Origin of the sequence: Accumulibacter sp. (genome assembly GCF_032229525.1) — a bacterium.
GTDB lineage: Bacteria > Pseudomonadota > Gammaproteobacteria > Burkholderiales > Rhodocyclaceae > Accumulibacter.
Genome location: NZ_JAVTWB010000170.1, coordinates 1 through 20,094, shown reverse-complemented (window position 1 = coordinate 20,094; position 20,094 = coordinate 1). Strand labels below are relative to the sequence as shown.

At 61.6% G+C, this 20,094-nt stretch carries 22 protein-coding genes; 10 read left to right on the top strand and 12 right to left on the bottom strand.

What is annotated here, in order from left to right; genetic code table 11:
- Nucleotides 1–32: 32 nt before the first annotated feature.
- Nucleotides 33–578: an NUDIX hydrolase gene (locus tag RUW20_RS13095; RefSeq protein WP_313952671.1), complete on the top strand. Its 546-nt coding sequence runs from the start codon at nt 33–35 to the stop codon at nt 576–578.
- A gap of 110 nt (nt 579–688) precedes the next feature.
- On the opposite strand, the gene RUW20_RS13090 is transcribed toward RUW20_RS13095, so the two are convergent.
- The 10 genes from RUW20_RS13090 to RUW20_RS13045 form a co-directional block, all read right to left on the bottom strand.
- Entirely contained in the window at nt 689–829 is a 141-nt protein-coding gene (locus RUW20_RS13090) for a DUF3149 domain-containing protein (RefSeq protein WP_313952670.1), read from the bottom strand.
- Between the two features lie 3 nt (nt 830–832).
- Nucleotides 833–1,390: a FixH family protein gene (locus tag RUW20_RS13085; protein WP_313952669.1), complete on the bottom strand. Its 558-nt coding sequence runs from the start codon at nt 1,388–1,390 to the stop codon at nt 833–835.
- Nucleotides 1,387–2,802: a cytochrome c oxidase accessory protein CcoG gene (gene ccoG, locus RUW20_RS13080; RefSeq protein WP_313952668.1), complete on the bottom strand. Its 1,416-nt coding sequence runs from the start codon at nt 2,800–2,802 to the stop codon at nt 1,387–1,389. The genes RUW20_RS13085 and ccoG overlap by 4 nt, the downstream gene beginning before the upstream one ends.
- 423 nt (nt 2,803–3,225) lie before the next feature.
- Nucleotides 3,226–4,047: a DUF3313 domain-containing protein gene (locus tag RUW20_RS13075; RefSeq protein ID WP_313952666.1), complete on the bottom strand. Its 822-nt coding sequence runs from the start codon at nt 4,045–4,047 to the stop codon at nt 3,226–3,228.
- Nucleotides 4,048–4,222: 175 nt separating this feature from the next.
- On the bottom strand, nt 4,223–5,131 hold the full coding sequence (gene ccoP / locus RUW20_RS13070) for a cytochrome-c oxidase, cbb3-type subunit III (RefSeq protein ID WP_313952665.1): 909 nt from the start codon (nt 5,129–5,131) through the stop codon (nt 4,223–4,225).
- Complete coding sequence (locus RUW20_RS13065) at nt 5,128–5,322, bottom strand: cbb3-type cytochrome c oxidase subunit 3 (RefSeq protein WP_313952664.1); 195 nt, start codon at nt 5,320–5,322, stop codon at nt 5,128–5,130. Before RUW20_RS13065 ends, ccoP begins: the two co-directional genes overlap by 4 nt.
- A gap of 4 nt (nt 5,323–5,326) precedes the next feature.
- Entirely contained in the window at nt 5,327–5,941 is a 615-nt protein-coding gene (gene ccoO, locus RUW20_RS13060) for a cytochrome-c oxidase, cbb3-type subunit II (protein WP_313952663.1), read from the bottom strand.
- A 10-nt stretch (nt 5,942–5,951) separates the two neighbouring features.
- Entirely contained in the window at nt 5,952–7,379 is a 1,428-nt protein-coding gene (ccoN, locus tag RUW20_RS13055) for a cytochrome-c oxidase, cbb3-type subunit I (RefSeq protein ID WP_313952662.1), read from the bottom strand.
- A gap of 334 nt (nt 7,380–7,713) precedes the next feature.
- Nucleotides 7,714–7,923 carry a cbb3-type cytochrome oxidase assembly protein CcoS gene (gene ccoS, locus RUW20_RS13050; protein WP_313952661.1) on the bottom strand — a complete coding sequence of 70 codons (210 nt, stop codon included), beginning with the start codon at nt 7,921–7,923 and terminating at the stop codon, nt 7,714–7,716.
- Between the two features lie 6 nt (nt 7,924–7,929).
- Nucleotides 7,930–10,386, bottom strand: coding sequence for a heavy metal translocating P-type ATPase (locus RUW20_RS13045; protein ID WP_313952659.1), 2,457 nt, complete (start codon nt 10,384–10,386; stop codon nt 7,930–7,932).
- A 384-nt stretch (nt 10,387–10,770) separates the two neighbouring features.
- Here RUW20_RS13045 and RUW20_RS13040 point away from each other — a divergent pair, with 384 nt between their 5' ends.
- Genes RUW20_RS13040 through ispH form a run of 5 tightly spaced genes read left to right on the top strand, consistent with a single transcriptional unit; the run spans nt 10,771 to nt 16,422 of the window.
- Nucleotides 10,771–11,694, top strand: a complete 924-nt coding sequence (locus RUW20_RS13040) for a bifunctional riboflavin kinase/FAD synthetase (RefSeq protein ID WP_313952658.1) — start codon at nt 10,771–10,773, stop codon at nt 11,692–11,694.
- A gap of 10 nt (nt 11,695–11,704) precedes the next feature.
- Entirely contained in the window at nt 11,705–14,533 is a 2,829-nt protein-coding gene (ileS, locus tag RUW20_RS13035) for an isoleucine--tRNA ligase (RefSeq protein WP_313952657.1), read from the top strand.
- Nucleotides 14,520–15,035 (top strand): signal peptidase II, encoded by a 516-nt coding sequence (gene lspA / locus RUW20_RS13030; protein ID WP_313952656.1) that lies wholly within the window; start codon nt 14,520–14,522, stop codon nt 15,033–15,035. The genes ileS and lspA overlap by 14 nt, the downstream gene beginning before the upstream one ends.
- Complete coding sequence (locus RUW20_RS13025; RefSeq protein ID WP_313952693.1) at nt 15,029–15,490, top strand: FKBP-type peptidyl-prolyl cis-trans isomerase; 462 nt, start codon at nt 15,029–15,031, stop codon at nt 15,488–15,490. Before lspA ends, RUW20_RS13025 begins: the two co-directional genes overlap by 7 nt.
- A gap of 8 nt (nt 15,491–15,498) precedes the next feature.
- Nucleotides 15,499–16,422, top strand: coding sequence for a 4-hydroxy-3-methylbut-2-enyl diphosphate reductase (gene ispH, locus RUW20_RS13020; RefSeq protein ID WP_313952655.1), 924 nt, complete (start codon nt 15,499–15,501; stop codon nt 16,420–16,422).
- Nucleotides 16,423–16,445: 23 nt separating this feature from the next.
- On the opposite strand, the gene RUW20_RS13015 is transcribed toward ispH, so the two are convergent.
- Both RUW20_RS13015 and RUW20_RS13010 read right to left on the bottom strand, forming a co-directional pair.
- Complete coding sequence (locus RUW20_RS13015; protein WP_313952654.1) at nt 16,446–17,009, bottom strand: TonB family protein; 564 nt, start codon at nt 17,007–17,009, stop codon at nt 16,446–16,448.
- A 901-nt stretch (nt 17,010–17,910) separates the two neighbouring features.
- Nucleotides 17,911–18,066, bottom strand: a complete 156-nt coding sequence (locus RUW20_RS13010) for a PEP-CTERM sorting domain-containing protein (protein ID WP_313952653.1) — start codon at nt 18,064–18,066, stop codon at nt 17,911–17,913.
- Between the two features lie 379 nt (nt 18,067–18,445).
- Here RUW20_RS13010 and RUW20_RS13005 point away from each other — a divergent pair, with 379 nt between their 5' ends.
- From RUW20_RS13005 to RUW20_RS12990, 4 genes are all read left to right on the top strand, one after another.
- Nucleotides 18,446–18,886, top strand: a complete 441-nt coding sequence (locus RUW20_RS13005) for a type IV pilin protein (protein ID WP_313952652.1) — start codon at nt 18,446–18,448, stop codon at nt 18,884–18,886.
- Nucleotides 18,880–19,464 (top strand): GspH/FimT family pseudopilin, encoded by a 585-nt coding sequence (locus RUW20_RS13000; RefSeq protein ID WP_313952651.1) that lies wholly within the window; start codon nt 18,880–18,882, stop codon nt 19,462–19,464. The genes RUW20_RS13005 and RUW20_RS13000 overlap by 7 nt, the downstream gene beginning before the upstream one ends.
- A gap of 1 nt (nt 19,465) precedes the next feature.
- Complete coding sequence (locus RUW20_RS12995; RefSeq protein ID WP_313952650.1) at nt 19,466–19,909, top strand: hypothetical protein; 444 nt, start codon at nt 19,466–19,468, stop codon at nt 19,907–19,909.
- 3 nt (nt 19,910–19,912) lie between these two features.
- Nucleotides 19,913–20,094 (top strand): PilW family protein (locus RUW20_RS12990; RefSeq protein WP_409559364.1); only part of this gene is annotated, 182 nt, incomplete at its 3' end.

The following is a 20,094-nucleotide window of genomic DNA, read 5'->3' as shown; positions in this document are numbered from 1 at the left end:
GTCTTCAAGAAGTCGTCCAGGGTCTTCAAGAAATGAATTTCTGCAGTCAATGCGGTGGCGAGGTCAGCCTGTTGATTCCGCAAGGCGACAACCTGCCGCGGCACGTGTGCACGCGCTGCGGCACGATTCATTACGTCAATCCCAAGCTGGTGGTTGGCTGTATTGCCGAGTGGGAGGGTCAGATCCTGCTCTGTCGTCGTTCGATCGCCCCACGCTATGGGTTGTGGACGCTGCCCGCCGGGTTCATGGAAAACGGCGAAACCACCAGTCAGGCCGCCGCGCGCGAAACGCTTGAAGAAGCCTGTGCACGCATCGAACTCGGCGCGCTTTTCTCGCTGGTGAACATCCCGCACATCAACCAGGTACACCTTTTTTACCGTGCTCGCCTGCTTGATACCGGTTTCGCAGCCGGCCTTGAAACACTCGAAACAGCCCTCTTTGCCGAGCAGGCGATCCCTTGGCGAGAGCTCGCCTTTCAGAGCGTCACCCTCTGCTTGCGGGCCTACTTTGCTGACCGCAAGGCGGGTCGCTTCGTGCTGCACGAAGACGACCTTCGGCCCGCGGCGGTAAACCCCTGACCCGCCCCAAGAGTGTGCGTCTTCAGCCGCTCGCGGCGTTTGTCCTGCCACGAATGCGACCGGCGTCCTTGGTCTCGGCGCCGCCGGCAACGGCGATCACCTTCCGCGATCTACTTCCCGTTCCGTTGTTCGCCCTCGCGCATCTTCTTGCGGAAGAAATACGGGAACCAGACCGCCATACCGATTAAGAAGACAATCACAAACACGCTGAACAGACCGTACTCGCTCGAAAACAGCAGATTCCACGCCATCGCTTACCTCTCTTTGTTAGCTGAATCCTTTTTCTTGGCAGGCGCCGCCCGGGGAGAGGGCGTCAAGCTCAACGCCAGCTGCTTTTCGCTCTCCCAGTCGCCCGCCAGCAACCATTCCTGCCGCTCATCTTCAAGAACAACACGCCAGCGGCCGTGTATCGGAACCAGCTGGGCGCCATAGACGCCCCCACCTTCGGAGAGCAGCGAAACGCTCTGGTCAAATCCGGGCCGCGTCGGGTGCGTAATGCGCAGAGTGAGCTTAGCCGGCAGTGGCGTCCCCGCGTTGGCGCGCAGCAGAACGCGAATGCGATCGTTGTTCCCGCCCAGAATCAGCTCTGCCTCCAGTCCCCACTCGGCAGCGCGCTGGTCACGCTCGGTGCGTTGATTGATCGCCAGTCCCTGCTTGTAGTAATCGTCGGCCACCAGGCCGTCATTACTGATCACCGCCAGATAAGCCGTCGCCAATCCGGCGATGATGACCACCAGCGGGCCAAGCATGATCAGCCAGGGCCAGGGCTCGCGGTACCATGGCCCGCTGTCGGTCGCGTGGGTGCTCTTCATGGCATGAAGAAACTCGCTTTTTCGCGAACCGAGATCTGATCATCCTTCTCCGAGCGGACTTCGAAGAAGATCTGATGGGAACCCGGTTTCGCAGCCCCGGGCTCGACCCGAGCCGACAGAGCAACGGTGTCCGATGAGGCTGCCGGAAGATCCACGAAGCGCTCGCCGACGATATCGATGCCATCGATGCCGCTAACGTTGATCACATAGCGGTGCGGCGCTTCATCGGTATTCGAAATACGCAGCGTAAACACGTTCTCGATACGTCCGTCGGTGGCCTCACGTGACAAGGTCGAGCGATCACGCAGCACGTCCAGCTTCAGCGGCACGCGCTGGCTGAGACTCCACGCCGCGGCCGCGATAATGGCCAGCAGGATGAAGGTGTACAGGAGCGTTCTGAAACGCCACAGGTGCGCGAGGATCTCGCGCGCCGTGTAGTGTTGGGCCAGAGCATTCTCGGTCGAGTAGCGAATCAGACCCCGCGGCGAACCGACCTTGTCCATCACCTGATCGCAGGCGTCGATACAGGCCGCACAGGCAATACACTCGAGTTGCAGGCCATTGCGAATATCGATACCGGTCGGGCAGACCTGAACACAGATACTGCAATCGACACAGTCACCAAGTGGCGGCGCATCCCCAGCACCCTTCTTCTTGCGTAGTCCGCGCGGCTCACCACGCTCGGGGTCATAACTGATGATCAAGGTATCGGGATCGAACATGACGCCCTGAAAGCGTGCGTAGGGGCACATGTACTTGCAGACCTGTTCACGGAGGAAGCCGGCCATCATGTAGAGGAAAAATGCGTAGAAGAAGACCCAGAAGGCTTCCCACTGCCCGATCCGGAACGCTGCCATTTCGGCGAGCAGCTCCTTGACCGGCGTGAAATAGCCGACAAAGGTAATCCCCGTCCATAGCGCAACCAGCAGCCAGAGAGAATGCTTGATTAATTTAAGCCGAAACTTGCGCGGATTCATCGCCTGTGCGTCGAGCTTGATTCGCGCGGGACGTTCGCCCTCGACCTTGCGTTCGATCCAGGTCAGGAGTTCGGTGTACACGGTCTGCGGACACGCATAGCCACAGAACAGGCGCCCCCCGACGGCGGTGACGAGGAACAGTCCATAGGCCGAGATCACCAGCAGAATCGCCAGATAGATGACGTCCTGCGGCCAGAAAACCATACCAAAAATGTAGAATTTGCGTTCAACGATGTGAAAAAGAACCGCCTGCCGGCCATTCCATTCGAACCAACACAGACCATAGAACAAAGCCTGGGTAAAGAAAACCATCGCCCAGCGCCAATTATTGAAGGTGCCGCTTACGGTACGAGCATGAACGGTCTTGTGCTTCTCGTACAAGCCATCAACGTTGATGGGAATTTCCTTGGCCTTCCTGCTGGCCGCCTCATTCATGATCCAAGCTCCGCTCAATTTCAGAATTACACCAAACTCTAATATTACAGATCGGCATCAGAACAGGGTTTGATATGCATCAGCGACGCGAGCGATTCGGGCACCCGGCCGTATGCAGGCCTTTGGCAGCGCTCGCTCAGACGTCTTGACCCGAAGTCCAGCGTACGTTTCCAAAAAAAGCGCGCCCAACCCTGCCGCCAGGCATGGCGGGACAGCGGAAGCACAGCACACCCGGCAACCACTGCCCGCTTGCCAACGCCGTACCCGAGCGGCACCTGCCCGGAGCGATTGCTGCCTGCGCCGTCAAAGCCGCATTCGGCTCCGCAACACGCACCTGCGGACAACGCGCCAGCGCTGGGCGCGCGCCCGGCGAAGGGGATAGCTGCCGCCATTCACCCGCTCCGCCACAGCACGCTGGCTCGGTTACTGCCTGACGCCGCGTAGTTCACCGAGACGCTTGGCAACCAGCAGTGACCATTTGTCGAAGGCGTTCTTGGCGTAAGACCAGGCCTGAAAGGAATTCAGGTAGCCGCTGGCCCAGGTTTGCGCTGCGCCGACGGTACTTCCATCGACGTCTGCCGCGTACTTGCGCCCGATCTCGGTGTCCCTGCACTCACCGAGGATGACACCCGATCCGCCATCGCGGAACTGCATCTCCATACCCGTCTCACCCATGTAGGGGGTTGAACCGGCCGGCCGGCCGGTTGCCGCACCGGAGCCCGCTTCGACGACGAAGCCGTAAGGAATCAGTGTCCCGGCAAGGCTGTCGCTCACCTTCGTCGGTACCAGATCGGTAAGCGCGATGCGCATCACCAACACCCCGGGCCCGGCCTGGTCGACCACCTGCATCTGCGGCTTCAAGGCCTTGACCAGCGAATCATGAAAATAGTCGGTAAGCGTTTTCAGATCACTTGGGTCGATGGTCTGCGGCTCACTTTTATCCCGGGGTGGCACCAGCGACACCACGATGCGCGAGATCAGAACCTTGTCGTACTTTCTGGCGTCCAGTTTCGGATCCCGCCAGCACTCGGCCCCCTCCCCCCCCGGGGCTGGCTTCAAGCGCGCGTAGTCGGACAAGAAACCGCTGTCGGTCATGCGCGTCTTGTCGCTGGCAGTGACCGTTGCCCCGCTGCCCATGACAGAACTTTCGCTCGCGCAGCCCGCGAGCAGGAGGACGGCAGCAAGCGTGGCAAGGGCCATGCTGCGCTGACGAAATAACGGTGTACCAGTAGCGGAATTTTTCATCGTTGTCCTTAAGAAAGGCGTGAGTATGACTGATTGGTTTGGGTACCGCGCATCAATCACGACACTGGTGTCGCTCTCCCGGGCACCACAAGAGCCAGGGTACCGGCTGGCAACGGGTCGGACAGCAAGAAAAAAGAGCGACCGACCGGCCGCTCTCGCTCAAGCAGCACTCCCGCTACTTGCTTTCGTTACCTTTGCTCAGGCTGAGTACGTAGGCCGACAGGACGTGCACCTTGGCATCCCCCAGAAACGCCTGCCAAGCAGGCATCTGATTATTACGACCTTTGGTGATGGTTTCGGTGATTACTGCTTCCGAACCGCCGTATAGCCAGGTCGAGTCGGTGAGATTGGGAGCCCCCAGTGCGTGCATGCCCTTCGCATCCGGACCGTGGCAGCCCGAACAGCCGACGCTGTTGAAAGCCTCCTGGCCTTTGGCAGCACGCAGCGAGTCGACCGGCAGGCCTGACAGCGAGCGCACGTAGTTGGCCAGATCCCTGATTGTCTCGGCGCCAAGTTGAGCGTGTGCGGGCATGACCCCCATCCGACCATTGCTGATCGTTTCAACGATCTCCGCCGGTTCACCACCCCACTGCCAATCGTTGTCGGCGAGATTCGGGAAACCCTTGCCACCGCGCGCGTCGGCACCGTGACACTGCATGCAGTAGGTCAGGAACAAACGCTTGCCGGTTTCGACGCCTTCCTTGTCAGCTGCCAGAGCCGGCAGCTCCATCGCCAGGTACTTGTCGTACATCGGCTTGGTCTCGGCATCGGCCTTGGCCACTTCCTTCGTGTACTGCCCAGCGGATGACCACCCCAGGACGCCCTGAAAACTGCCAAGCGTCGGATAGAGAACGCAGTAAATCAAAGAGAACACGACCGTGATGTGGAACAGCCACATCCACCACTTCGGCAACGGGTTGTTGTACTCCTCGAGGGTCTCGTCCCAGACGTGACCGGTGGTAGCCGCCTTGCCGCTGACAGGCGAGATGTTCTGCGACCAGAGCACGACGCTACAGGCAACGATGCTGACCGCCGTCAGGACGATGACGTACCAGTTCCAGAACTGATTGACAAAATCGCTCATGATGCTTTCCTTTTTCCGTTGCGATCCAGGCCAAGTTCGGCCCAATCCGCTTCCTCATCGCTGAACGGCAGCATGGCCGCTTCCTCGAAGCGCTTCTTGTTACTTTTCACGCCGTACGCCCACCACACGATTCCCAAAAAGGTCAGCAGCGAAACGACCGTGACGATGGCTCGTAGATCATTGATATCCATGAGCTTACTTCGCGTTCTTCAGTTCGAGGCCCATTCCCTGCAGATAGGCGATGAGGGCGTCGAGCTCGCTCTTGCCTTCAAGTTGCGCCTTGGCACCGGCGATTTCTTCATCGCTGTAGGGAACCCCCACCTTGCGCAGCGCGCGCATCTTGGTCTCGATCAGCGCAGCATCGGCCGGTGCGCTCTCGAGGAAAGCGAAAGCGGGCATGTTGGATTCTGGGACCACGTCGCGCGGATTGTGCAGGTGTGCGCGGTGCCACTCGTCCGAATAGCGGCCGCCGACCCGATGTAGATCCGGGCCGGTACGCTTCGATCCCCACTGGAACGGATGATCATAGACAAACTCCCCGGCGACCGAATAATGGCCATAGCGCTCGGTCTCCGCCCGGAACGGACGAATCATCTGCGAGTGACAGAGGTAGCAGCCCTCGCGGATGTAGACGTCACGCCCGGTCAAGCGCAGCGGATCATAGGGTTTCAGCCCGGTCACCGGCTCGGTGGTCGACTTCTGGAAGAACAGCGGCACGATTTCGACCAAGCCACCGACGCTGACCACCAGAATGGTCAGCACCACCATCAGCCAGACGTTGCGTTCAATTGCGTCATGCGTAAATTTCATTTCATTCCTCTCAGGCGTGGTGTGCAGCCGGTAGCAGGACCAGCGCATCGTCCACGCTTCGCCCACCGGCGATCGTCTTGACCATGTTGTAGGCCATGATCAGCATGCCGGAAAAGAAGAGAACGCCACCGACGAAACGAATCGCCCAGAACGGATACGAGGCCTTGACCGATTCAACAAAGCTGTAGGCCAGCGTACCGTCCGCGTTGACCGCGCGCCACATCAAGCCCTGCATTACGCCGGCAATCCACATTGACGCGATGTAAAGCACAACGCCGATCGTTGCCACCCAAAAATGCACGGTGATCAGTTTGACGCTGAACATTTCTGGCTTGCCATACAGGCGCGGGATCAGATAGTAGATCGAACCGATGGAAATCATCGCCACCCAGCCAAGCGCACCAGAGTGCACGTGCCCGATCGTCCAGTCGGTGTAATGCGATAGCGCATTGACTGTCTTGATGGCCATCATCGGGCCTTCAAAAGTCGACATGCCGTAGAACGACAGCGAGGTGATCATGAACTTGAGAATCGGATCGTCGCGCAGTTTGTGCCAGGCACCGGAGAGGGTCATCACGCCATTGATCATGCCGCCCCAGGAGGGTGCGAGCAGAATCAGCGAGAAGACCATGCCCACCGACTGCGTCCAGTCGGGCAGCGCCGTGTAGTGCAGGTGGTGCGGACCGGCCCACATGTAGGTGAAGATCAGCGCCCAGAAGTGCACCACCGACAGACGATACGAATACACCGGGCGACCGGCCTGCTTGGGCACGAAGTAGTACATCATCCCGAGGAAGCCGGCGGTGAGGAAAAAGCCCACCGCGTTATGGCCGTACCACCACTGCACCATGGCGTCCTGAACACCAGCGTAAGCCGAGTAGGACTTGGTCAGCGAAACCGGGATGGCAGCGCTATTGACAATGTGCAGCAGCGCGACGGCCAGAATGAAGCCCCCGTAGAACCAGTTGGCGACGTAGATATGGCTGACCTTGCGCTTGGCGATGGTGCCAAAGAACACCACCGCGTAGGCCACCCAGACCACCGCGATCAGGATATCGATCGGCCACTCGAGTTCGGCATACTCCTTGCCTTGGGTCATTCCCAATGGCAGCGTAATTGCCGCCAGAACGATCACCGCCTGCCAACCCCAGAACGTAAAGGCAGCCAGGCGATCCGAAAAGATCCGCGCATGGCAAGTGCGTTGAACGACGTAATACGAGGTGGCGAAAAGTGCGCTACCGCCGAAGGCAAAAATGACCGCATTGGTATGCAACGGACGCAGGCGACCAAAATGCAGAAACCCCAGATTCAGCTCGGGCCAGACCAGTTGGGCGGCGATGATCACCCCGACCAGCATCCCGACAATGCCCCAAATGACGGACATCACGGCAAACTGCCGCACCACCTTGTAGTTGTATGTTGACTGAGTTTCCGACATGGACCCACCTCGTTTATGACTGAAAACCGGTTCTCACCGCCCTGAATGCCCTTGTTTGCGGCACTGATTTTGCGGGTGCTATTTTAACCTGCCGGAAAGAAACTTGACATGGCTGAAGCGCTGCCGAGTGAATAATTGAATCCTTATGGGCAAAAAAAGGGGTGCGCCGAAGCGCACCCGAACCCCAACAGAGAAGAAGCATCACACCACTCCCAGCGCCCAATGCCCAATGCCGGTGCATTTGCGCCATCAACGGAAGAATTATCACCAGACCGCGCAGCAATCATTTTGACCTGGGTCAAGTGCGACGCACATCGACCACCGAGAATCTCGCTCAGTCTTGCCCGGACTTCTCGTCGGATGGCGATGGCGCGGGAACGCTCTCCGACGCCGGTGGCGACGCGCTATCGTCATCCATCAGGATGCGGTAGGCGGGTCCTTCAAGGTCATCGAACTGACCGCTGCGCAGCGACCACCAGAAGGCAATGGCGATCAGGAACACCAGCACGACGGAGATCGGAATCAGCAGGTAGAGTGTTTCCATCAGCGATCAGCTCGCGGCGGCTCTCTGCAGCCGCAGGGAATTCAAGACCACCAGCAGGGAACTTCCGGACATCCCGATACCGGCCATCCACGGCGTCACGAAGCCGGTCATTGCCAGCGGCAGCGCCAGCAAATTGTAGGCGAAAGACCATAGCAAATTCTGCCGAATCACGCGCAGCGAGCTGCGTGCAACGTCAACGCCACGCAGCAGGTGATCCAGGTTCTCCGAGAGGAGCACCAGGTCGGCTTGCGTACGCGCCAGTTGCGAGCCACCGCCCATGGCTACCGAGACCTGTGCCTGTGCCAATACTGGCGCATCATTGACGCCGTCTCCGATCATCGCCACCACCGCCCCGCTCGCCTGCAACTGGCGTACGTAGTCGTGCTTGGCCTGTGGCGAGGCGCCCGCAATTACCTCCTCTATCCCCAGAGCCTGCGCAACGCGGTGGACGGCCGGTAGCGCGTCACCGCTCAACAGCACCACCTGCTTCCCCTTCGCCTTCAAGGCGGCAACCATTGCCGCGGCCTCTGGCCGCGGATCGTCGCCGATGCGAAACAAGGCGAGCCATCCGGCCTCGTCACCAAGCGCAACCACCGTATCGCCGCCGGCAATCAGGGCTTGTGCCGATTCCGGCAGGGGCTGGTCGTGCAAGGCCAGGACGTAGTCGACCCGTCCAAGGCGCACGCTGCGTCCGCCATGGCGGGCGCCGATGCCGCAGCCTGGCGTATTGCTCAACGAGTCCACGGCCGGCAGCTGCCGGTCAGCGGCCGCATTACGCAGGGCGGCGCCGATCGGGTGCTCCGACGCCCCTTCCAGAGCAGCCGCCAGCGCCAGGCTGCGGGCCCGATCGAGTTCGCCCAGCGGTAGCACTTCCAGCAGCTGCATGCGGCCGGTGGTCAGCGTACCGGTCTTGTCAAAAACGAAATGAGTTGCCTGAGCGAGGGTCTCCACGGCATGGCTGCGGGTCACCAGCAATCCGGCCCGCGCCATTGCTCCGCTGGCGATGGTCAGCGCCACCGGCGTTGCCAATGACAGTGCGCAGGGGCAAGTGACCACCAGAACGGAAACCGTAATCCACAGCGCCTTCGCGGGATCAAGGTAGAGCCAGGTGATACCCACCGCCACTGCCAGAAACAACAGCGCGATGATGAAGCGGCTGGCAATCCGGTCGGCCAGCTCGACAATTCGCGGCTTTTCCGCTGCAGCACGCTCCATCAGGCGGACGATCGCCGACAGCCGTGTCGCCTCACCAACCTGCTTGACCTCGACCAGCAAGGGGCTTTCGATGTTGACCGCGCCGCCGGTAACCACCGCTCCCGGGCACTTGCTCACCGGCACACTCTCGCCGGTGAGCACTGCCTCATCCGTACTGCTCTCACCCTCGATCACCAGGCCGTCAGCTGGAACCGTCTCGCCCGGCCTGACCAGCACCACATCGCCGGGCTGCAGATCCGCCGCCAGCACCTGTTCGACCTCGCGGTTGTCAGGATAGGCACGAACACGGCGAGCGGCTACCGGCATCAGTTTGGCCAAGGCCTCGGTGACACTGACCGCGCGCTGACGTGCGGTCATTTCCAGGAAACGCCCACTGAGCAAGAAGAAAACGAACATCGTCACCGAGTCGAAGTACACCTCGCCGCTCGCCGTCAACGTCGCCCAGACGCTGGCCGTAAAGGCGGCGCCTATCCCCAGCGCGACCGGCACGTCCATGCCGACCCGACGAAGTCGCAGATCACGCCAGGAATTACGAAAGAAGGGAGCCGCCGAGTAGACCACCACCGGCGTCGTCAGTACCAGGCTGGCCCAGCGCAGCAGTTGCGCGATCTCCGGCGTCATCTCACCGTCACCGGCCAGATACAGCGGCACCGCGTACATCATCACCTGCATCATGCCGAAGCCGGCGACGAACAGCCGCCACAGCGCGCGGCGCCGCTCCTTACGCGCCAGTTCTTCGCTTTTCGCCGGGTCGTACGGATGCGCGCGATAGCCGATCGCCGCGATCGCCGCCAGGATGTCCGACAGCTTGATCAGCCGCTCGTCCCAGCGCACCCGGGCACGTCTAGTTGCGTAATTGATATCGACCGAGGTGACCCCGCCGAGTCGTGCCAGGTGCTGCTCGTTCAGCCAGATACAGGCAGAACAGGTAATCCCTTCGAGAATCAGCGACGCCTCACGTTCGCTGCGGTCGCCAGCGTCCCCGAGAACCCGCACGAAGCTCTTCTGGAAGTCCGCGTGATCAAAGAGCTGCAAGCCACCGGCGATCTCTGGCAGCGCCTCGCGTGGCGAGTTCGGCAGGGCATCACGATTGCGGTAGTAGTCAGCCAGCCCATTGGCGACGATGGCCTGCGCGACGGCCTGACAGCCGCCGCAACACATGGCGCGCGCCTGGCCGTCGATCGCAACTGCGAGATCGACACCGGTCGGCACTGACTGGCCGCAATGGTAGCAATTGCCGTGACTCATGACAGGGACACTGGGCGAAAATGGCTAGCGGCCAGCGGCCGCCGACCGGGGTTGAAAGCCCGGCGGATCAGTCGCGGTGACCTGGATCGCACGCGCCGAAGCAGTCTTTAGCGCACTTCTTGGCAGGTCGCAGCGGATCGACCGAGCACGCCCGACACACAGAAGCTGCGCATCTTACTGCGAATCACCGACAGCCACCGCCAAGTCAGGCCAAATCACGCCGATCGACGCCAGCGGAAGCGCGAAGACGGCACCCTGGCTGTCAGCCCACTCCTTTCCTGACCGCTTCAGTCATCGCCACGAGACCTCCGAGCCACCGTCGATAGCCGCAGGCGCCTCACTAAACTGGTTATAATTGCACGTTTTTTCGAGCCCTGGTTCCCGATGCTCGTTTATCGCGGTTTTTCACAGCCGGCACACAACGCCACGGTATTGACCATCGGTAACTTCGATGGCGTTCATCTTGGCCATCGCCAGCTGCTCGCCCGCCTGACGGCTGCTGCGACAGAGGCTGGCTTGCCGGCGGCAGTGCTCACCTTCGAGCCGCATCCACGCGAGTTCTTTGCGCCGGAATCGGCACCGTCGCGCCTGTCCACGCTGCGCGAGAAACTCGAACTGATCGCCGACGACGGCGTCGACCTGGCTTACGTCGGTCACTTCAACGCCCGCTTTGCCGCCTTGAGTGCCGACGAATTCATCGAGCGCGTGCTGGTTCGCGCGCTGCGAGTACGGCATCTGATCGTCGGCGACGATTTTCGTTTTGGCGCCAGGCGCACTGGCGACTTCAGTTTGTTGCGCGATGCCGGCGCCAGGCTCGGCTTTCAGGTCGACGCGATGGACAGTGTCACCGTCGATGGCGAGCGCGCTTCCAGTTCGGCGGTTCGTGACGCCCTCCAGGGCGGCAGGCTGGAACACGCCGCCCGTCTGCTCGGCCGCCCCTACTCGATCGACGGACGGGTCGTGCGTGGCGACCAGTTGGGCCGGCAACTGGGCTTCGCCACGGCCAACATCCGTATCAAACATGAGCGACCGCCCCTGCAGGGTGTGTTCGCAGTCGAAGTCAAGGGACTCCCCGGCGGCCCGCACCAAGGCGCCGCCAATCTTGGCTACCGCCCGACTGCCAACCAGGTGACCCGACCGTTACTCGAAGTCCACCTGTTCGATTTCTCTGCCGACATCTACGGTGCTCATCTGAACGTCCGTTTCCTGCACAAGTTGCGCGACGAAATGAAATTCGCCGACCTGAACGCCCTCAAGGCACAGATCGCCAGCGACGTCAAAACCGCGCAAGCCTACTTTCAGTTGTGAGAACGACACGATGGCTGACTACAAGAAAACCCTGAACCTCACCGACACGCCGTTTCCGATGCGTGGCGACCTCGCCCGACGCGAACCGCTATGGGTCGCCGCCTGGCAGGAGAGCAAGCTCTACGAACGCATACGCGAAGCCTCGCAGGGCAGGCCGCGCTTCGTTCTGCACGATGGCCCTCCCTACGCCAACGGCGACATTCACATCGGCCACGCGGTCAACAAGATCCTCAAGGACATCATCGTTCGCGCCAGGACCCTGGCCGGTTTCGACGCCCCCTACGTGCCGGGCTGGGATTGCCATGGCCTGCCGATCGAGCATCAGATCGAGAAACTGCACGGCAAGCATATTGCCGGCGACAAAGTACGCGCGTTATGCCGCGCCTTTGCCGGCGAGCAGGTCGAACGCCAGAAAAAGGACTTCATACGCCTTGGCATCCTCGGCGAATGGGATAACCCCTACCTGACTCTGGACTTCAAGACCGAGGCCGACGAAATCCGGGCGCTTGGCAAGATCCTCGAAAAAGGTTACCTCTACCAGGGTCTCAAGCCGGTCAACTGGTGTCTCGACTGTGGCTCCGCGCTGGCGGAAGCGGAAGTCGAATACGAAGACAAGACCTCGGCGGCCATCGATGTCGCCTTCGAGGTGCATCCCAATCACGCCGACAAGGTGGCCAGGGCGTTCGGCCTGACCCATCTTCGTGGTCCGGCCTTTGCGGTGATCTGGACCACCACCCCCTGGACCCTGCCGGCCAACGAGGCGGTCAGCGCCCACCCGGACTTCGACTATGACTTGATCGATACGCCCAAAGGCGCCTTGATCCTGGTGCGCGACCTCGCCGACACTTGCCTGCAGCGTTACGGGCTGAGCGGCACCGTGCTCGGCTCCGCCAAAGGCGCAGCACTCGAACAGGTTCTGCTCAGGCACCCCTTCCAGGCGCGCGACGTGGCCATCATTTGCGGCCGGCACGTTACCGTCGAAGCCGGTACCGGGCTGGTGCACACGGCCCCGGCGCACGGCACCGACGACTACCTGATCGGCAAGGTCTACGGCCTGCCGGTGAACAATCCGGTCGGTGACGACGGCCGATTCCTCGCCGGTACGCCGGCCCTGAGCGTCGGCGAACTGGCCGGAAGAAGCGTCTGGGAAGCCAACCCGCTGGTCCTGCAGGAACTTGCAGCCAGCGGCCACCTGCTCAAATCGGCGAAGATCGAACACAGCTATCCGCACTGCTGGCGGCACAAGACACCGATTATTTTCCGCGCCACCACGCAATGGTTTATCGGCATGGAGCAACGCGCGACACCGTCAGACGATTCGCCTACCCATAACAGCGAAGAGGAACCGACCTTGCGCTGGTCCGCGGAACGCGCTGTCGACGAGACACAGTTCTTCCCCAGCTGGGGCCGTGCCCGTCTCGAGGCGATGATCAAAACGCGCCCTGACTGGTGCGTTTCCCGGCAGCGTAACTGGGGAGTGCCGATCCCCTTCTTCCTCCATCGTGAGACCGGCGCGCTGCACCCGCGCACGCCAGAACTGATCGAGGCCGTTGCCCAGCGGGTCGAGAAAGCGGGCATCGAAGCCTGGTTCGCGCTGGACGCCAGTGAGCTGCTCGGCGCCGAAACCGCCCAGTATCGCAAGATGAGCGACACTCTGGACGTCTGGTTCGACTCCGGCACGACGCACTCGAGCGTCCTGCGCGGCTCGCATCAAAGACAACTGGCCTACCCTGCCGATCTCTACCTCGAAGGCTCCGATCAGCACCGCGGCTGGTTCCAGAGTTCGCTGCTGACCGGCTGCGCGATGGACGGCCGTGCTCCCTACAACGCCTTGCTGACGCACGGCTTCGTGGTGGACGGCAAGGGCCTGAAAATGTCGAAATCCAGGGGCAACGTGATCGCGCCCCAGAAGATCGCCGACACCCTGGGCGCCGAAGTCCTGCGCCTGTGGGTTGCCGCCACCGACTACTCGGGTGAACTGACGATTTCGGACGAGATCCTCAAGCGCGTCGTCGAGTCCTACCGCCGCATCCGCAATACGCTGCGCTTCCTGCTCGCCAACACCGCCGACTTCGACGTCACGCGCGACATGCTGGAAGTCGAACAGTGGCTGGAAATCGACCGCTACGCGCTGGCCATGACCCGCCAGCTGCAGGCGCAATGCGAAGCCGATTACAACCGCTTCGAGTTCCACCGTGTCGTCCAGTCGCTGCAGACCTTCTGCTCCGAGGACCTCGGCGGCTTCTACCTCGATATCCTCAAGGACCGCCTGTACACCACCGCTGCCGGGTCGACCGCTCGGCGCTCGGCGCAAGGCGCCCTGTGGCACATTCTGCAGTGCTTCGTGAAGCTGATGGCACCGATTCTCTCCTTCACTGCCGACGAGATCTGGCGCATCCAGAGCGGCGACGAGAACGAGTCGGTGATGCTGCACACCTGGCAGCCACTACCGACACCGGCATCGGAGGGTGAACTGCTCGACAAATGGGGCAAGATCCGTGGCTATCGCGCCGACGTCATGCGCGCCCTCGAAGAGCTGCGCATCGCAGGCAAGATCGGCTCCTCCCTGCAGGCCGAGGTACGCCTGCACTGCACTGGCGAGAAATACGACATCCTCACTTCACTGGGCGATGACCTGCGCTTCGTGCTCATCTGCTCGCAGACCGCCGTCGTTCACGACGCTGCCGAGAAACTGCTCTGCGCGCCGCTGGCGTCGGCCAAGTGCGAACGCTGCTGGCACGTCCGCGAAGATGTCGGCAGCGACGCCGACCAGCCCGGTCTCTGCGGCCGCTGCATCAGCAACCTGTACGGCGGGGGTGAAACACGTGCCTTCGCGTAACATTGAGCGCTGGCTGTGGCTGGCCGGCGTCGTCGTGGTGATCGACCAGCTCAGTAAATGGCTGGTCCTCGCCTGGCTACAGCCGGGCGATTCGATCTATGTCGCCCCCTTCTTCAACTGGGTGCTGACCTTCAACGCCGGCGCCGCATTCAGCTTCCTCTCCGATGCCAGCGGCTGGCAGCGCTGGTTCTTCTCCGCCCTGGCGCTGGGCATATCGGCCTGGATCATCAGTATCCTGCCCCGCCATAGCGGTGAATTCCGCCTGTCGCTGGCGCTCACCCTGATCCTCGGCGGTGCTGTGGGCAACGTCATCGACCGCCTGCGCTTCGGCGCCGTCGTCGACTTCATTCAATGGCACGCCGCCGGCTTCTACTGGCCGGCTTTCAACGTCGCCGACGCGGCCATCAGCATCGGGGCGACGCTGATGATCTGGGACCAGCTGGCCGGCAAACCGCACGATCGGCCTGATACCGCCCAACGACGCCAGGGGGAACGATTCTGACTCTCAAACCTTGCCCGGGCGACCATCCAACGGTCGACCGTGACAGCTACCTGACGCTGCACTACCGCCTCGCCGACCTCGAAGCCACGGACTACGTCAGCACCTTCGACCTGTCACCGGCGACCCTGCAGATGGGCAGCGGGCAACTGGCTGAAACGCTCGAACACTGCCTGATCGGGCTGTCGGCGGGTGAACGCCGTGTCTTCCAGCTGACGGCCGAAGAAGCTTTCGGGCCGCACAACCCGCGCCTGATTGAGCGCATCGCGCGCAGCGCCCTACCACCAGAGCTTGAACTCCGGGAGAACTCGCTGATCGAATTCAACTCCCCGGATGGGGCCGGCAGCTTTGCCGGATTCCTGCGCGAGTTGACCGAGACCAGCGCCCTCTTCGACTTCAACCACCCGCTCGCCGGTAAGGCGATCCGCTTCGAAGTTCACGTCATCGCCATCATGTGAGGGCCCCCATGCAAATCATCCTCGCCAATCCCCGCGGCTTCTGCGCCGGTGTGGACCGCGCCATCGCCATCGTCGAGCGCGCCCTGGAAAAATACGGAGCGCCGATCTACGTTCGCCATGAAGTAGTGCACAACCAGTTCGTTTGTAACGATCTGCGCGCCAAGGGAGCCGTTTTCGTTGACCACCTGGCCGACGTGCCGGCCGGCAATACCGTCATCTTTAGTGCCCACGGCGTCTCGAAGGCCGTTCGCGACGAGGCCGAAAGCCGTGGACTGAAGGTTTTCGATGCCACCTGCCCACTGGTCACCAAGGTACACCTGGAAGTCGCCCGCATGCGCAAGGACGGCTGCGAGATCGTCATGATCGGCCACAAGGGGCACCCCGAGGTCGAGGGAACCATGGGACAGAGCAGCGACGGGATGTATCTCGTCGAAACCGTCGCCGACGCGCTGCAACTGGAAGTCAGGACACCTGCCCGGCTCGCCTACGTCACGCAAACCACCCTGTCGGTCGACGACGCTGCACAGGTCGTCGCCGCCTTGAAGGACCGTTTTCCGGCGATCATCGGTCCGAAAAAGGACGACATCTGCTACGCGACACAGAACCGCCAGGATGCCGTCAAGCAGTTGGCCGGCGTAAGCGAAGTCGTACTGGTCGTTGGCAGCCCATCGAGTTCCAACTCCAATCGCTTGCGTGAAGTCGCCGAACTGCGCGGCAGCCGTGCCTACCTGGTCGACCAGGCCGAGCACATCGACCCCGCCTGGCTCGATGGCGCCAGCCGGGTCGGCGTCACCGCCGGCGCATCGGCACCGGAAGTGCTGGTCCAGAACGTTGTCGACCGACTCTCCGCTGGCCGACCGAGGAAGCTTGAGCAACTCGACGGTGTCGAGGAGAACGTCACCTTCGCCTTACCGCGCGAACTGCAGTCGTAAAGAGCCAAGGCAGTACTCACCGGCTACCTGCCTGGGCGCTGCCCAGGCACAGCAGAGGACACCAGCAGATCATCCTGGCTCGCCTCCGCCGCTGCCCGAGAAGACTGCTGCAAAACGTGACGACCGACCGGCAGCTCGCCGCCGGCGAGCATGCCTGGACCATTGCTGGCGCCGCTTTCGCCGTCCTCGAAGGCAATCTCGAAACGAAGCTCGCTGCCCACCGCCACACCGGCTATTTCCCCCGGACGAAATCTTGCGCGCGAAAATCCGGCGACCGCCGCGGCGTCATAGGCCAATGGCAGATTGCTGCTGGCAACTTCAATGCGGTCAACCGAACCGTCGGCGCCAACGAAAACCCGCAACACCGTCTTGCCAGTCGATGAGGCATCGCCAGCACGCTCCTCCGGCGCGAGAATCACCGGTTCGTCCTCTAGTGCAGGGGGAACGGTCAGCTCGGAACGCGCGAAGTACCATGAGTGCAGCGGCAAGTTCAGGGAAAGAACCGGCGACTCGACTGCCGGTAAAGACGGCGCCAGTCGGTGAGCAGCACGTGGAACACCAGACGCCACCGGCTCGATCGAGTCCACAGGGCGGTCCGGCGCAGCGACCGTTTCCACAACTTCCCGGGAAGCAGAACCAGCCAGCGTCACCACCACGGCCGACGTCGCGGGCCTGGACAAACCGTGACCTGCCGATCCAGGAGTAGCGTGAAAAATGGCCAACACCAACAGATGCAAGGACAACGACGCCGCCAGCGCCAACAACGGCCCAGGCCACTGTTTCTGCGCCGACCTGCTGTCCGAGACGAGCGATGTCAAGAAGTAGTGCACTGTGCCCAAGAACGATGCCGGAGTCGGTGGAAACTTGATTCTACTGCCGGCCGTGACAGCCGCCATGCCGCTCGTCCGCCACCATGCGCCGGTGGTCACCCCGGGTCCGGCGAGATCTTGGCGGCAGGCATTACCCTGAGCGTCGCGTCCGCCACTCACCAGTCTCCGCTCTCCCCCTGCGCGGAAAGGGGCTCGGGGGTGTTTCGACAGCGCATGCCCGCTTGGGCAAGAAGATCGCCCGCGGAGCCAGGCATGTTCATGATGGCCGCATGGTCCGATGTGTCCAGACCTGAAGCACACAGCCGGCCAGTGAGCCACTTCCGCAATCGAGGCAGCCAAACCGCCAACTTCCGTCGATGCTGTCCCGGAGGTAATAATGCGTAGGAATCGTCGACACGGCTTGGCGTTGCTCACCGCGGGCGGCGTGGTCGCCGGGATCGGCGGCGTGGCGACAGTGGCCACACCTGCGTACCTGGATTGCTCCGATGTCGGGAAGCGAAGCGTTCACACGGTCACGTCTGTACGACCTGCTGGCCCCCTCCGACGAAACGTCCGGCGCGCTGGACCTGGGCGTGACCGATCTTGTCTTGGTAAACGCAAAGAAGGGCGGATGCTTTGCGCCCGCCCTTCTCCGACCCACACTCTCTCGAGTGGCGGCTTACTTCCGCCGCTTGTGGGCAACCAGCCCGACCACCGCGGCCAAACCCAGCAGGGCCAGGGTGCCCGGCTCCGGAACGTTGTTTCCGGGGATGGTGTCAATGGCGTGTGCAGAGAACGCCGCGAGGGAAAGCATGAGTGTCGTCAGAATGCGCATTGCCATCTCCTTGAGAGGTTGAAGTGGAATTTCAAAACTGCTACCGGCTGACTATCACCAGTTAATTTCTTTAAAGCAATAACGATGCCAGATAATACAATAGACTGCTTTAATTGATATGTCTCGCTATTTCCGGGGTTCGGCCGCTCCTTACGTCCGGAAAGTGTAAAATTTTTCGACACTTTTCGACCCTCGCTGTGCCCATCTGCGCCGTGCCCAAACGATACCACCTGTCGACAGCACCAAGCGCTCGCCGCCTCACAAAGTATGGATGAAGGCACCGCTCGTCGCGGTAAATCGACCTTCGATCAGTGTTTTCAGCAATTGGCCGCCCCCGGTGCTAGCCTGAGAACCAGTCGCATTCTTCCGGAGCGCTCCCGTGAAATTGAAGCCAGCTGGTTTTACCCTCATCGAACTGATGATTGTCGTGGTGGTCATCGGCATCCTCGCGTCGATCGCCATCCCGAACTACACCGAGTATATCCGACGCTCCAAGCTCACCGAAGTTCAGACCAGCCTCAGTGAGCAACGGGTCAGGATGGAGCAGTTCTACCAGGACAACCGCAATTATGGTGCCGCCGACCCGACCTGCGGGGTTGCGATGCCGACCACCAAATATTTCTTGCTGGCCTGTGCCACGGCCAACACCCAGCAGACCTACACCCTCACCGCCACCAATCTGGCCGGTGCCGGTCTGGGGTCGGCAGCCGATTACACCTACACCCTCAACCAGAGCAACGCCAGGGCCAGCACAAAATTCAAGGGGGTCGTCCCTTCGCCGGCCAAAGCCTGCTGGCTGGTGGCCGGGAGTGAATGCTGATGAGTCGGCCGCAATCGGGCTGTCCGGGGACAGGAGGGGAATCCGGCATGACCCTGATCGAGCTGATCATCGCCGTCGCCATCGCCGGCATTCTCCTTGGCGTCGGAGTGAACAGTTACGGACCCTGGGTCGCCAATTCGCGGGTGCGTTCGAGCGCCGACTCAATCCAGGGTGGCTTGATGCTCGCCAAAACCGAAGCGATTCGCCTCAACCGCCGGGTGCAGTTCGTACTGACCGACACCGATCCAATCGTGGCTAACGTCAATTCGATCGTCGCTGCGACGGCTGGCAGGAACTGGGTGGTTCGGCTATTTCAGTCCGGCGGCACCTATACAGCCGCCGATTTCGTGCAGGGCAGAAGCAGGAATGAAGCCGCATGTACGGTAGTCAACGCCAACGCGGACAACCTGATTTTCAGTGGACTCGGTCTGCTCAACCCGGTGCCCGCGAACGTCGTCAACATCAATGTCTCATGCGCCGGATCGAACCGCCCCCTGCGGGTCACCATCGGACAGGGCGGCGCGCTACGACTGTGCGACCCGGCGCTCCTGATCGCCAACTCGCCGCTGGGGTGCTGATATGAAAAAACAAGGCGGCATGATGCTGATCGAAGTGCTGGTGTCGATGCTTCTCCTCGCTTTCGCGCTGCTCGCGCTGGTCAGCAGCAAAGCCAACGCCATCAAGAACGCGGGTGATGCGCAACTGCGCACCGAAGCGAGCTACCTCGCCAACCAAATCATCGGTCAGATGTGGGTCGATCGGGCAAACCTGGCCAACTATGCGCACAATCCCGTCACGGTGGGGACCTGCAATTTCACCGTCTCTGCATCGGCCCTGGCCGCGGTAACCAACTGGATCGGCAACAGCAGCAGCAAAGGCACCGTGCTGGGCACCCTGCCGAATGGCGTCGCGCAGATCCTGGCCAATGGCGGCACCGGCGAAGTGACGGTTACGGTCTGCTGGCGAGCGCCGCAGGAAACACAGGTGCACAGTTTTTCCACCTCCACCATGATTTCGGGATAGACCATGCGCCCTTCAATCCCACCCGCCGTTGCCAGATTCGCCGGCTTCGGACTGATCGAAATCCTGGTGTCGATGGTCATCGGCCTGGTGACCTTCCTGGTCATCGCGCAGGTGTTCGCCGGCTTTGAGTCGAGCAAGCGCACCACCATGTTCGGTGTCGATGCCCAGGTCGGCGGCCTGCTGGC